Genomic DNA, 12,321 nt, shown 5'->3' with positions numbered 1-12,321 from the left:
TCTGGGGAGGTGGCCCGCACCTCCGTTCTGTCGACGCGCGTGCTGCTCGTCTGCGCCGCGATCGGTGTGGCCACGGGCATCCTCGGCGGCATCGCGGGCTGGGCCACGGTGCCGCTCCTCGGATTCGTCCCGCCGCTGTACGGCCTGCTCCTGGGCGTGCACGTGCTGCCCGGCATCATCGCGCAGGAGGTGCTGCGCCGACCCGGCGTCGCGCTCCTGGCGCATCTGCTGGCCGCCCTCGTCTCCAGCGCCACCGCGCCGCAGTACGCACTGCAGTTCCTGGGCACGGCCGTGCTGTTCGGTGGCATCCAGGAGGTGGTCGCCGCCGCGACCCGGTACCGGTCGTGGCGCGCATGGCGCTTCTTCGTGTCGGCGCTCGTCATCGGCGTCATCATCGCCGCCGCGGTGTTCTTCGCCGCGCACCTGAAGACGCTTCCGATCTGGGCGCAGGTCGCCTACCTCGCCATCTCGGTCCTCGCCCCCGTCGCCTGGACCGCCGTGGGCCTCTGGGTCGGCATCGGACTGCGTCGCGCGGGCGTCGTGCGCGGCGGGCGCTGAGTCGATGACCGACGGCGCCGACAGCCCGGAACGCCGCCGGCTCGCGCAGCTCGTGGCCGACCTCATCCTCGAGAACGGCCTCATCGATCTCAGCCTGTCGGGCATCGCACGCGCGGTGGGCTCCAACAACCGGATGCTGCTGTACTACTTCGGTTCGAAGGAGCGGCTGTTGGAGGCCGCATCCGAGATCGCGATCGAGCGCTTCCCGTACCTCGCCGCCGTCTTCGAGCGCCTTGCCGCCGACGACGTCCCGCTGCGGGAACGCCTGCTGCGGGCGTGGCAGGACATCGGCGCCCCCGAGAACCGGCCGTACCTGGTGATGTTCTTCCACCGCTTCGCGGTCGCGCTCGGCGATCCCGAACGCTGGAACGAGTTCCTCTCGCACCTCGGCACGGGATGGGCGGGCCGCGTGCGCGCGGTGTTCGTCGCCGAGGGGTGGACTCCGGATGCGGCCGAGCTCGCCGCGACGCGCGTCGTCGCCGAGTGGCGCGGACTGCAGTTCGCGCTCCTGTGCGGAATGGGACCGGCGCAGCTGACGGCGGCCTACGAACGCAGTATCGACGAGCTCCTGGAGAAGCCGAGTTAGGTTAGGCTAAGTTGGGAGGACCCGCCCGTCCGAACTCTGGATCCTCCGTGCCCGCTGCCTCCGCCGATCGCGACGCTCCGTCCGCCGCATCCGGCATCCGCGCACCCCTCCTGCAGGTCGACGGCCTCTCGATCACCCACGAGGGAGCGACGCGTCCCTCTCCCGCATCCGTCTCGTTCCGGATCGATCCCGGCGAGGTCGTGCTGCTGCTGGGGCCGAGCGGTTCCGGCAAGTCGACGCTGGCTCTGGCGCTGAACGGGCTCATCCCCCACGACATCCCGGCCGAGGTCGCCGGTCGCGTGAGAGCCGGGAACCTGGACACCCGTGACGCCTCGGTCGCTCAGCTGAGCACGCAGGTGGCGATGGTGTTCCAGGATCCCGATGCCCAGCTCGTCACCGGCACGCTCCTGGACGAAGTCGCCTTCGGACCCGAGAACCTGCGCCTGCCCGTCGATGAGGTGCTCCGCCGCGCCGAAGACGCCCTGCGCCGCGTCGGACTCTGGGACCGTCGGCACGAGAACCCGGACCGCCTGTCCGGCGGCGGACGCCAGCGCCTCGCGATCGCCGCTGCCCTCGCCATGGGCTCCCCTCTCCTGGTGCTGGACGAGCCCACGGCCAACCTCGATCCGCGGGGCATCGAGGAGGTGTACGCGACGCTCGCCGACCTGGTCGCGGCCGGCGATCGCGCAATCCTGCTGATCGAGCACAACCTGGATGCGGCCGTGCCGCTGATCGATCGCGTCGTCGTGCTGGATGCGGCGGGCGCGGTCATCGCGGATGGGGCTGCCGACGATGTGCTGCGTACGCGCGCGGACGAGCTGCACGAGCTCGGCGTGTGGCTGCCGACCTCCACCCTCGCGGCGCTCCGGCTGCGGGCCGCGGGGTACCGGATGGAGCCGCTGCCCCTGAGCCCGGATGAGCTGCGCGCGGCGCTCGAGGCGCAGCCTGCACCCGCATCCGTCGCACACATCGTGCCGGCGGGCACCGCGCCGCGCGCGGTCCGCGAGCCGATCGTGCAGGTGCGCTCGCTCACCCTGCGGCGCGGGCGTACCGAGGTGCTCCACGATGTGTCGCTCAGCGTCGCCGCGGGCTCCTTCGTCGCGATCGTCGGAGCCAACGGCGCCGGAAAGACGAGCCTGCTGCAGGCGATCGCGGGAGTCGTCGTCCCCCCGCGCGGCACCGTGACGGTCGCAGGGACCGACGTCGGCCGCGCCGACGCCCGGACGCTTCCCGCCCGCATCGGCTTCGTGTTCCAGAATCCGGAGCACCAGTTCATCGCCCATACGGTCTCCGACGAGATCGCGCACGGCCTGCGGCGGCAGCGGCTCGCCGACGAGGAGGTCGGCCGTCGCACCGACGAGCTGCTCACCCGGTTCGGCCTGGTCGAGCGTGCCCAGGCGCATCCCTTCCTGCTCTCGGGCGGTCAGAAGCGCCGTCTCTCGGTCGGTACGGCCCTCGTGGCCGGCGCGCCGGTGCTCGCACTCGACGAACCGACCTTCGGGCAGGACCGGGCGCGTGCGGACGAGCTGCTCGCCCTGCTCGCCGAGCTCAACGCGGCGGGCACCACGGTGCTCGTGGTCACGCACGACATGCAGCTCGTGACGGAGTACGCCGATCACGTCGTCGTCGTGCACGAGGGGCGCGTCGCCGCATCCGGCCGCACGTCCGACGTGTTCGCCGACGCGGCGCTCATCGAGCGAGCCGGGTTGCGTCCGCCGCCGCTGCGGCGCGCGCTCGCGCAGCTGGAGGGCCATCCCGCCCTCGACGGAGTCGTGCGCTTGGCGGATCTGCCATGACGGCGACGATCGACCCGTTCGCGGCTCCCGCAGCGGCATCCGGGGCCCGTTTCCTCTACGCGCTCAATCCCCTCGCCAAGTTCGCGGCGATCATCCCGCCGAGCCTCGCGCTGGTCTTCGTGCGCGATACGACCACTCCGCTCGTGTTCCTCGCCCTCGCCTACGCGCTGCTGCTCGTGGGCGCGCGGGCAACGCGCCAGGTGATGCTCACACTGTTCCTGGCGCTGCCGGCCGCCGTTCTCGTGCTCGGATGCGGCTTCGCCGTGTGGACGGATGCCGCCCAGGTCGACACGACGCCGCTCGTGCTGCAGATCGGCGAGTGGCGGCTGTTCTCCGGCGCACTCGCGATCGGCTTCGCGACGGCGCTGCGCCTGATCGCGATCCTCGCGCTCGCCCTGGCGGCGGGCTTCACGACCTCGGGAGCCGATCTCGCCCGATCGCTCGTGCAGCAGCTGCGCGTGCCGTACCGCATCGGCTACACGGCTCTCGCCGCATTCCGATTCGTCCCGCGGTTCGCGCACGAACTCGAGGTGATCCGGCAGGCGCACCGGGTGCGCGGATCGCACGGCGGGCGGGGGCCCTTCGCCGCGATCGCCCGCTGGGGCGGGTACATCGTCCCCCTTCTCGCGGGTGCCATCCGGCACGCCGAGCGCGTCGCCCTCGCGATGGACGCGCGCGCGTTCGGCGCCTTCCCCGACCGCACCGAGCGTCATCCGGTGCCCTTCCGCATCCGCGACGTCGTCTTCGTCCTCGCGTTCTGGGCCGTCTCTGCGGCGGTCCTCATCATCGTGCGCCCGTGGGCCGGCGCCTGACCCCTTCGACAGAAAGGCTCCGCATGGCTCGGTTCTCCCGCCTCGTGAAACCCGCCTCCCCCGACCTCCTGCATCTGCGGGTGCTCCGCACCGCACGCCTCAGCGAACACTGGATGCGGGTGACGCTCGGCGAGGGCGAGATCGACCGGTTCGTCCCGCTCGGCTACGACCAGTGGTTCCGCATCTTCCTCCCCGTCGGCGGCGACGAGGGTTTGGATCGGATCCCCGCGAAGGCGAACAAGCTGCTCGGGTACCTGAAGTACCTGCGCATCCCGGACGGGCTGCGTCCCGTCATGCGCAACTACACCGTGCGCGCGTATCGGGCAGCGACCGCGGACGCCGGCGCGGAGATCGACGTCGACTTCGTGCTGCACGGCACAGGACCCGACGCGGGCCCCGCGTCGCGGTGGGCCGCATCCGCACGCCCTGGTGACAGCGTCGTGATCATCGACGAGGGGCTCGGGTTCGACCCGGGACGCGGCGTCGATCGGGTGATCCTCGCCGCGGACGAGACGGGACTGCCCGCGGTGTCCGGAGTGTGCGCGTCGCTGCCGGTGAACGCGACGGGCGTCGCCCTGATCGAGGTGCCGTCCGAGGCCGACGCGCTCGCGTTCGACGCCCCCGCGGGCGTCGAGGTGCGGTGGCTCGTCCGCGACGCGCAGACCCGTCCCGGCGCCCTCGCCCTCGCCGCCCTCGAGGAGATCCCTCTGCAGGCGGAGGGCACACACGCGTTCATCGTCGGCGAGCAGTCGCTGCCGACGTCCGCCCGCCGCGCGCTCGTGGCCCGGGGCCTCGACAAGGCCTCGATCAGCTTCATCGGGTACTGGCGGCTGGGGGCGGCTCGCTCCGCGTCGCAGTCCGCGAAGGTCGACGCGTGAGCGCCCCGTCCGCCGAGGCGCCGCGAACGGCTCGCGGCCGCATCCCGACCCTGGTGCTGCTGACCTGCGCCGCCATCGGTGTCGCCGGCGGCGTGGTGCTGTGGGGTGTGACCGCTCTGTCGACGCTGCTCTTCGCGGTCGTCCCGTTCGCGTCGGTGGCGCTGGCGGGGATGTGACTGCTTCCGGCGACCATCGCGTTGCGGCTGCTGCAGCGCCCCGGTGTGGGCCTTCTCGTGGGCCTCATCTCGGGGGTCGTCGTGCTGCCCTACATCGGCACCAACCTGTGGTGGGCGTTCTTCGCCGAGCTGCCGTTCCTGCTGGTGCTGTACCGCTCATGGAGCACCTGGCTGCACGTCGCCGGCGCTCTCATCATCGGCGTGTCTATCCGCTGTTCGCAGCCGAGTACTTCGACCTGTGGACCATGCCGCTGCCCGCGATGATCGGCTTCTTCGCGCTCACGATCGCGAGCTGCCTGGCGGGCACCGCGATCGGCGTCGTGATCGCCGATGCCCTCCGGCGCGCGGGCGTCGCACGCCTCGCCCGCCGCCGGCCCCGCTGACCACGGAGATCGGCCCAACCCGCCTCGTTCGCCTGTCACAGATCGACGCGAGCGCGTCGATCTGTGACAGGCGAACACCGGGTGGCGCGGGGACGCCGCCGGGGCTACTTCCGGCCGGTCACCTGACGCGCGACGATCTCGCGCATGATCTCGTTCGTGCCGCCGTAGATGCGGTGCACGCGGGCGTCGACGAACGCGCGGGCGACCGGGTACTCGAGGATGTAGCCGTAACCGCCGTGCAGCTGGACGGCGGCGTCGAGCACCTCCCACTCGCGCTCCGTCGTCCAGAACTTGACCTTGGCTGCCTCCTCCGGCGTGAGCTTGCCCTCGCCGTAGAGGGCGATGGCGCGGTCGACGTAGGCCCACAGCACGTCGACCGTGGTCGCCATGTCGGCCAGACGGAAGCGCGTGTTCTGGAAGTCGGCGATCGCGTGGCCGAACGCCTCCCGGCTGCTCGTGTATTCGAGCGTCCAGCGCAGGCCCGCCTCGGCAGCAGCGGCCGCGGCCACGCCGATCGACAGTCGCTCGAGCGGGAGGTTGCGCATGAGCTGCACGAAGCCGTGACCGGGTTCGCCCCCGATGAGGTTCTCGTCGGGGATGAAGACGTCGGTGAACGACAGCTCCGCGGTGTCGTGCCCGGCGAAGCCCATCTTGTGCAGCTTCTTGCCGTGGTCGAAGCCCTCCATGCCGTTCTCGACGAGCACGAGGCTGAACGCGTCGGGGCGGTTGCCCTCGCCCGTCTTGACGAAGGTGACGACGAGGTCCGCCGTCGCGCCGGAGGAGATGAACGTCTTGGCGCCGTTGAGGATCCACCCGCCGTCCACCTTCTTCGCCACGGTCGAGATACCGCGCAGATCGCTGCCCGCACCGGGCTCGGTCATGGCGAGCGCGCCGATCACCTCACCGGTGGCCATGCCGGGCAGCCACTTCTGCTTCTGCTCCGGCGTGCCGAAGTGAGCGAGGTACGGCACGGCGAGGTCGTCCTGGATGCCGAAGGCACCGGCCAGCGACCCGAGCCCGGCTCTGATGACCTCCTCGTTGACCACGGCACGGAAGCGGTAGTCCTGCAGCATTCCCGCGCCGCCGAACTCCTCGGGAACCGACAGCCCGATGATCCCGGCGTCGCCGGCGGCCCTCATGGTCTCGCGGTCGATCTCACCGGCCGCATCCCACGCTTCGCGCCGGGCGTTCGTGCCGTAGCGCTTGATGAACTCGACCACGATCTCCCGGAAGGCCTCGTGATCCTCGTCGTAGATGTCGCGTTCCACGGACGTCTCCTCCATCTCGGGGCGCCTGCGTCGACACGCTGCGGCGCCATCGCCTGACGCGATCCTAAACCGGCGGATGCGGCCGGAGCACACCACGCTGTGGAATCGCATCCCACGCAACCCGAAACCGAGTGTCGCGATTGTGGAGGCCCTCCAGCGGGTCAGCGACCCTCGGTGCGCGCCGGATCCGTACCGTCCGGGGCGACGTCGTAGAAGACCGAGCGGTAGTCGCCGTCGAACCAGAAACGCGCGCGCACCGGCCCCGCGTGCTGCCCGAACGTCGGCGAATCGATGTCGCTGTCGGCCGCCCGCTCCAGCCGCAGTGCGACGCCGCTCAGACTGTCGATGCCCTCTGCGTCGGCGGCCGTCTGCATCGCGGTCCACAGCCCGGGCCAGGACACCTCGTCGAGCGAGAACTGCTCGGCGGCGGAATCCGGCTGCGACGGCGCCGGACCGTCGCGGGTCACCTCACCGCGGCGGTACTCCCAGCGATCGGTGTCGGTGGAGCCGGGCGTCACGGGGGCATCGATGAGGATGACGTCCTCATCCACGGAGATACTGACCACCCGATCGTGCCCGATCTTGGCGGTGAGGGCCGCGACCGCGTCGGCGGTGACCTCCGGCCGGCGGAGATCCGCGGTGACCCGCCCCTCCCCGAGCGCGGTGATGGTCTGCGCGACCGCTGTCGGGTAGGGCAAGGCCACCGATGCACCGGCGACGAGGAACGCGACGGCGAACAGGACGAACCGCGCTCCTCTTCCCTTCGGGCCGACGCCGATCAGCGGTCCGCGCCGCCGCCCCTTGAGCGTGACCGTCCCGGGCTCGGGCAGGCGGGGCTCGCCGAGTTCGGCCTGCGGGGGGATGCGGATTCCCGCGTACGGCGCTTGGGTGACGTCATCGTCGGCGATCGCCACGTCTGCACCGTCCGCGCTCAGCAGTGCGACCGCGCGCAGGCTCCCCGGCTGAACCCCGGGGATGTCGATGAGCCGCACGATCTGGCGGACGCGCGCGCGATACGCGGGACCCTCCAGCGGCTGGATGCTGAGGTCGAGATCGCACACCGGCTGGTCGTTGATCAATGTGCCGGTCTGGGTCACCGCGTCGATGCGTGCGAGGGCCATCCTGCCCTCGGATCGCGCCGTGTCGAGGTCTGCGGTCGACGCGGCCGGCATTCCTCGCGTGGCCCTTGCGATCAGTATCAGGATGCCGCTGAAGACCGCCAGGGCCATCCCGAGAGGAAAGGTGATCTCGCCGGCCCCGGGTGGGCCGATCTCCGAGACCACGAGAGCGCCGAGGGCCATCCCCGCCCCCACGAAGAACAGAAGGCGGATCATGTCTCCATGCTAGGTCTCCGGATGCGGTGAGCCGCGTCAGCTGGTGTAGGAGGGGGCTGCGGGCAGGCCGAAGAACTCCTCGAGGGTGTGCCAGCCGCCCTCGTGGTAGGCGCGCGCCAGCTCGGGTCCGATGTAGCGCAGATGCCAGGGCTCCGCCTCGTACCCGGTCACGGGCGTGTACCCCTGCTCGTACCGCACGATGAAACCGAACTGCCAGGCGTTCGCGGCCACCCACTGCCCTTCGGGCGAGGCACCGAAGTCGTCGAGCGTGCCGCATCCGCTGCCGCAGGGCATGAGGTCCATCCCGAGCCCGAGCTGATGCTCGCTGAAACCGGGTTTCGCGCTGGAGACCTCCGCCTCGGCCTGCCCGCCGCGCGCGACGTTCTCCTGATACGTCGTCACCTGGGTGTCGTAGGAGCGGTAGCCGCTGAGCTGCCCGAGCGAACCGACACCGGCCGTCTCGACGGCCTCCGCCATCTGCTGCAGCGCTGCGGCGGCGTCCTGGCGGAGCACCCCGGCGTTGAACGTCTTCAGACCCTGCACCTGCACGATGCCCTGCGGCTCGTAATCGAGCGGGTTCAGGGGCCGCTGTTTGTTGACGACGACCCAGCGGCGGGAAGGGTCCGACAGCGAGATACAGGGCGCGGTTCCGGAAACGACGGCCTCACGAAAGGACATCCCCCCACCGGCGGCAACGATCACGGCCTCGTCGTCGCCGGCCGCGACCGCCGCGGCGACGGCCGGGTCGTCGCAGATGGATGCGGCAGCAGGTGCCCGGGTGAAGACCGGCGCGGGAATGCTCTGCGCGACCGGCGGCCCCGCCTGCGCGCCGGGAGCGGCCACCGGCGCGCCCCCGAGGAGAGCGCTGACCCAGAGGGCCGCCACGACGACGCCGGCCACCGCCGCGCACGCGACCGCGACGCGACGGCGGCGGAGGCGCCCGGACGCGACGCGCGCAGCGCGGCGCGACGTCAGCGTCTCGGGTGACGCGGTGGAGATCACGCTCTATTGTGCCTCCCGCCTGCACAGCCGGCGAGTCGGATCAGACTCCCGTGCGAATCTTTTTCACGAAGAGTTGACATCCACTCGAATCTTTGTTCCACTTTCGTCATGCGGTGGAACGGTCAGAAGGTCGGCGAGGAGGATGCGTCGGCGCTGCCCGGGATGGAGCGGCTTGAGGGGCTCGTGCGCTCGGTGACGACGCCGGAGTTCGCCGGCATGACCTTCCACGAGGTCGCGGCACGCTCTGCGCTGAATCACGTTCCCGGCTCGTCGGCGATGCCCTTCGACTGGACCATCAACCCGTACCGCGGGTGCAGCCATGCCTGCACGTACTGCTTCGCCCGCGGCACGCACACGTACCTCGACCTCGATGCGGGTCGGGACTTCGACACCCAGGTCGTGGTGAAGGTCAACATCGCCGAGGTGCTCGAGCGAGAGCTCGCCCGCAGCTCGTGGGGTCGTGAGCACGTCGCCCTCGGCACCAACACCGACCCGTACCAGCGTGCAGAGGGGCGCTACCGACTCATGCCCGGCATCATCGACGCGCTGGCCGCATCCGGAACCCCCTTCTCCCTGCTGACGAAGGGGACGCTGCTGCGCCGCGACCTGCCGGTGCTGCAGCGGGCGCACGAGCAGGTCCCGGTGTCCATCGCGATGTCGATCGCCCTCTTCGACGACGATCTGCAGCGTTCGGTCGAACCGGGCACGCCGACGGCACAAGCCCGCCTCGATACCGTGCGCGCGGCGACGGATGCGGGCTTTCGCGTCACGGTCTTCCTCATGCCCGTGATGCCGCACCTGACCGACTCGATCGCGGCACTCGACGACGCACTGCGGCGGATCAGAGCGGCGGGGGCGATCCGCGTCGTCTACGGCGCTCTGCACCTGCGCCCCGGCGTGAAGCCCTGGTTCATGGCGTGGTTGCGACGTGAGCATCCGGAGCTCGTCTCGAGCTACCTGGGCCTGTATCCGGGCGCGTCGGTGAGCGCCCCGAAGGCGTACCGCCAGTGGCTCGCGCGGCGCGTGCGACCGCTGCTGCGGGTGCACGGGCTCGACGGCCGCGACGAGGAGGAGCCGGTGCGTGCGCGTCCTGTCGCCCCGGGCGCGCGTGCGGCGCCGGCCGCCGCATCCGTGCGCACCACCGGTCCGGCGCCGCAGCCGGCGCGGCTGTTCTGAGCCCCAGACGCGGCAACGCCCCCTCGCACGGGGCGAGGGGGCGTTGCGCGACTCGGCGTCAGGCGGAGGCGACGTCGGCGAGCTGGCGCCCGGCGACCTCCTCGACGACGTCATCGCCGGGGCGCACCTCTTCGAACGGCGCGTCGATCTCGGCGCGCGAGAGCAGCTCCGTCATGCGACGGCGGCGCTGACGCGGCACCAGGGTGACGACGGTACCGCTGCGGCCGGCGCGGCCGGTGCGGCCCGAGCGGTGCAGGTACGTCTTGTACTCATCAGGAGCGTCGGCCTGGATGACCAGGTCGATGTCGTCGACGTGGATGCCGCGCGCCGCCACGTCGGTGGCGACCAGCACGTTGACCTTGCCGTCGGTCAGGCGCTGCAGGTTGCGCGTGCGCTTGGCCTGGTTGAGGTCTCCGTGCAGGGCGACGGCGGAGATGCCGGCATCCTCGAAGTTCTCGACGAGCATCTCGGCGAACGCGCGGGTGCGCGAGAAGACGAGCGTCTTGCCGTCGCGGTCCACGAGGGATGCGAGCAGCTCGGCCTTGTCGCGGTGGTCGACGACGAAGACGCGGTGGTCGATCGTTCCGGTCTCCTGCGTCTCACCCGCGACCTCGTAGACGGCAGGGTCGACGAGGAACTCGTCGACGAGGGCCGCGACCTCGCGGTCGAGCGTGGCGGAGAACAGCAGCTTCTGGCTGCCCTCGCCCGTCAGACGCAGGATGCGCTGCACGGGCTCGGCGAATCCGAGCTCCGCCATGTGGTCGGCCTCGTCCAGCACCGAGACCTGCACCTCGGACAGATCGAGCTTGCCCTGGTTGATGAGGTCCTCGATGCGACCGGGGGTACCGATGATGATGTCGATGCCCTTCTTGAGCGCACCGACCTGGCGCGCCTGGGGCACGCCGCCGTAGATCTGCGTGGTGAACAGGCCGACGCTGCGGGCGATCGGCTGCACGGTGCGGTCGATCTGCAGGGCGAGCTCACGCGTGGGCGCGAGGATGAGCGCCTTGGGTCGGCGGCCGAACTCGCGACGGGTGCCCGCCTGCGCGCGCAGGATGCGCTCGACCAGCGGCGCGCCGAAGGCGATGGTCTTGCCGGAGCCGGTACGGCCACGGGCGAGCACGTCGCGCCCCTCGAGGATCGGGGGGATCGTCGCGGACTGGATCGGGAACGGGCTGGGGGCGCCGAGCTCGGCGAGCACCTTCACGATGTTCTGACCGAGACCGAGCTCACCGAAGCCCTGCCCCTCGATGGTCTCGGCCTGGACGGCTTCGGCCTCGAGACGCTCGTGCACGACGTCGACGTGCTGGTCGTGCGCCTTGGCGGCCGTCGCATTCCAGTCCGAACGGCTGCCGCCCTCGCGGCGCGCGGGGCGGTCGTCGAAGGAGCGACGCGGACGGTCATCGAACGAACGACGGGGACGGTCGTCGAACGAACGCGCCGGACGGTCACCGTCACGACGGGCCGGACGGTCATCGAACGAACGCGCGGGGCGCTCGCCCTCACGGCGAGCCGGACGGTCATCGAACGAACGACGGGGACGGTCGTCGAACGAACGCGCCGGACGGTCGTCGAAGGAACGACGCGGACGGTCGTCGAACGAACGCGCGGGGCGCTCGCCCTCACGGCGAGCCGGACGGTCATCGAACGAACGACGGGGGCGGTCGTCGAACGAACGCGCCGGACGGTCACCGTCACGGCGAGCCGGACGGTCATCGAAGGAGCGCGCCGGACGGTCATCGAACGAACGACGCGGACGGTCATCGAACGAACGCGCGGGGCGCTCGCCGTCACGACGAGCCGGGCGGTCATCGAAGGAACGACGCGGACGGTCGTCGAAGGAGCGCGCCGGGCGGTCATCGAACGAACGACGGGGACGATCGTCGAACGAACGCGCGGGGCGCTCGCCGTCACGACGGGCGGGGCGGTCGTCGAACGACCGGGCGGGGCGACCCTCGCGGATGCCGCGGGCCTCGTCGCGACCGGCGCGTTCAGCGGCGGTCCACCGGCGCTTGGGGGCCGACTCAGCGGCATCCTCACGGTAGCCGCGGTGGTTGGGGCTCTTGGAGCCGGTCGAGCCGGCCGAGGACTCGCCCGGACGACGCTTGCGGTCCTGGAACGAGGTCTTCGTGCCGTAGCGGGGCTCGAAGTTCTTGGCCGGACGTCCGCCGGCGGGCTTCTTGTTCTTGGGCATGGGTGATTCTTCCTGGGTTCTCTTCGCACGAGAACAGCACCCGCTCAGAACGCGGGCATACCCGGACTACCGTCGGCCGGGGCCATTTTCGATGATGGTCATGTGCGCCGAGCGGCGCTCACCATCGGCCCCATGGACTCACAAACCCATCCGCGCAC

13 protein-coding genes are annotated in these 12,321 nt (G+C 71.1%); 9 read left to right on the top strand and 4 right to left on the bottom strand.

The annotated features are described in order from the left end of the window. Nucleotides 1-9 precede the first annotated feature (9 nt). Genes LXM64_RS01200 through LXM64_RS01165 form a run of 8 tightly spaced genes read left to right on the top strand, consistent with a single transcriptional unit; the run spans nucleotide 10 to nucleotide 5,189 of the window. Nucleotides 10-558: an ECF transporter S component gene (locus LXM64_RS01200; protein WP_234074285.1), complete on the top strand. Its 549-nt coding sequence runs from the start codon at nucleotides 10-12 to the stop codon at nucleotides 556-558. A 4-nt stretch (nucleotides 559-562) separates the two neighbouring features. Continuing rightward, nucleotides 563-1,144 (top strand): TetR/AcrR family transcriptional regulator, encoded by a 582-nt coding sequence (locus LXM64_RS01195; protein ID WP_234074284.1) that lies wholly within the window; start codon nucleotides 563-565, stop codon nucleotides 1,142-1,144. Nucleotides 1,145-1,191: 47 nt separating this feature from the next. Next, nucleotides 1,192-2,940: an ABC transporter ATP-binding protein gene (locus tag LXM64_RS01190; RefSeq protein WP_234074283.1), complete on the top strand. Its 1,749-nt coding sequence runs from the start codon at nucleotides 1,192-1,194 to the stop codon at nucleotides 2,938-2,940. Then, on the top strand, nucleotides 2,937-3,752 hold the full coding sequence (locus LXM64_RS01185; RefSeq protein ID WP_234074282.1) for an energy-coupling factor transporter transmembrane component T: 816 nt from the start codon (nucleotides 2,937-2,939) through the stop codon (nucleotides 3,750-3,752). Before LXM64_RS01190 ends, LXM64_RS01185 begins: the two co-directional genes overlap by 4 nt. Nucleotides 3,753-3,775: 23 nt before the next feature. Next, the gene (locus LXM64_RS01180; RefSeq protein ID WP_234074281.1) at nucleotides 3,776-4,630 is read left to right on the top strand and encodes a siderophore-interacting protein; all 855 of its coding nucleotides are present in this window, start codon (nucleotides 3,776-3,778) and stop codon (nucleotides 4,628-4,630) included. Beyond that, nucleotides 4,627-4,806, top strand: coding sequence for a hypothetical protein (locus tag LXM64_RS01175; protein ID WP_234074280.1), 180 nt, complete (start codon nucleotides 4,627-4,629; stop codon nucleotides 4,804-4,806). Before LXM64_RS01180 ends, LXM64_RS01175 begins: the two co-directional genes overlap by 4 nt. A gap of 21 nt (nucleotides 4,807-4,827) precedes the next feature. Further along, nucleotides 4,828-5,070, top strand: coding sequence for an ECF transporter S component (locus LXM64_RS01170; protein ID WP_234074279.1), 243 nt, complete (start codon nucleotides 4,828-4,830; stop codon nucleotides 5,068-5,070). Next, nucleotides 5,052-5,189, top strand: coding sequence for a hypothetical protein (locus LXM64_RS01165; protein ID WP_234074278.1), 138 nt, complete (start codon nucleotides 5,052-5,054; stop codon nucleotides 5,187-5,189). Before LXM64_RS01170 ends, LXM64_RS01165 begins: the two co-directional genes overlap by 19 nt. A 104-nt stretch (nucleotides 5,190-5,293) precedes the next feature. On the opposite strand, the gene LXM64_RS01160 is transcribed toward LXM64_RS01165, so the two are convergent. The 3 genes from LXM64_RS01160 to LXM64_RS01150 all read right to left on the bottom strand — a co-directional run bounded on the left by LXM64_RS01160 (nucleotide 5,294) and on the right by LXM64_RS01150 (nucleotide 8,793). Then, the gene (locus LXM64_RS01160; RefSeq protein ID WP_234074277.1) at nucleotides 5,294-6,457 is read right to left on the bottom strand and encodes an acyl-CoA dehydrogenase family protein; all 1,164 of its coding nucleotides are present in this window, start codon (nucleotides 6,455-6,457) and stop codon (nucleotides 5,294-5,296) included. Between the two features lie 161 nt (nucleotides 6,458-6,618). Further along, the gene (locus LXM64_RS01155) at nucleotides 6,619-7,791 is read right to left on the bottom strand and encodes a hypothetical protein (protein ID WP_234074276.1); all 1,173 of its coding nucleotides are present in this window, start codon (nucleotides 7,789-7,791) and stop codon (nucleotides 6,619-6,621) included. A gap of 36 nt (nucleotides 7,792-7,827) precedes the next feature. Then, nucleotides 7,828-8,793 (bottom strand): M15 family metallopeptidase, encoded by a 966-nt coding sequence (locus tag LXM64_RS01150; protein ID WP_234074275.1) that lies wholly within the window; start codon nucleotides 8,791-8,793, stop codon nucleotides 7,828-7,830. 108 nt (nucleotides 8,794-8,901) lie between these two features. Between LXM64_RS01150 and LXM64_RS01145 the strand changes: the two genes are divergently transcribed. Then, nucleotides 8,902-9,969 (top strand): Rv2578c family radical SAM protein, encoded by a 1,068-nt coding sequence (locus LXM64_RS01145; RefSeq protein ID WP_234074274.1) that lies wholly within the window; start codon nucleotides 8,902-8,904, stop codon nucleotides 9,967-9,969. Nucleotides 9,970-10,027: 58 nt separating this feature from the next. Here the strand turns inward: LXM64_RS01145 and LXM64_RS01140 are convergent, their stop codons facing one another. Next, nucleotides 10,028-12,163 carry a DEAD/DEAH box helicase gene (locus LXM64_RS01140; protein WP_234074273.1) on the bottom strand — a complete coding sequence of 712 codons (2,136 nt, stop codon included), beginning with the start codon at nucleotides 12,161-12,163 and terminating at the stop codon, nucleotides 10,028-10,030. Nucleotides 12,164-12,321 lie beyond the last annotated feature (158 nt).

The sequence above is a fragment of the Microbacterium binotii genome, from assembly GCF_021398715.1.
Taxonomy (GTDB): Bacteria; Actinomycetota; Actinomycetes; order Actinomycetales; family Microbacteriaceae; genus Microbacterium; species Microbacterium binotii_A.
This window is presented reverse-complemented; position numbering and strand designations above follow the sequence as displayed.

Coding starts and splice junctions, on each gene's coding strand:
- LXM64_RS01195 (WP_234074284.1), top strand. CDS start 563: ATGACCGACGGCGCCGACAGCCCGGAACGCCGCCGGCTCGCGCAGCTC.
- LXM64_RS01185 (WP_234074282.1), top strand. CDS start 2,937: ATGACGGCGACGATCGACCCGTTCGCGGCTCCCGCAGCGGCATCCGGG.
- LXM64_RS01180 (WP_234074281.1), top strand. CDS start 3,776: ATGGCTCGGTTCTCCCGCCTCGTGAAACCCGCCTCCCCCGACCTCCTG.
- LXM64_RS01165 (WP_234074278.1), top strand. CDS start 5,052: ATGCCGCTGCCCGCGATGATCGGCTTCTTCGCGCTCACGATCGCGAGC.
- LXM64_RS01155 (WP_234074276.1), bottom strand. CDS start 7,791: ATGATCCGCCTTCTGTTCTTCGTGGGGGCGGGGATGGCCCTCGGCGCT.
- LXM64_RS01145 (WP_234074274.1), top strand. CDS start 8,902: ATGCGGTGGAACGGTCAGAAGGTCGGCGAGGAGGATGCGTCGGCGCTG.
- LXM64_RS01140 (WP_234074273.1), bottom strand. CDS start 12,163: ATGCCCAAGAACAAGAAGCCCGCCGGCGGACGTCCGGCCAAGAACTTC.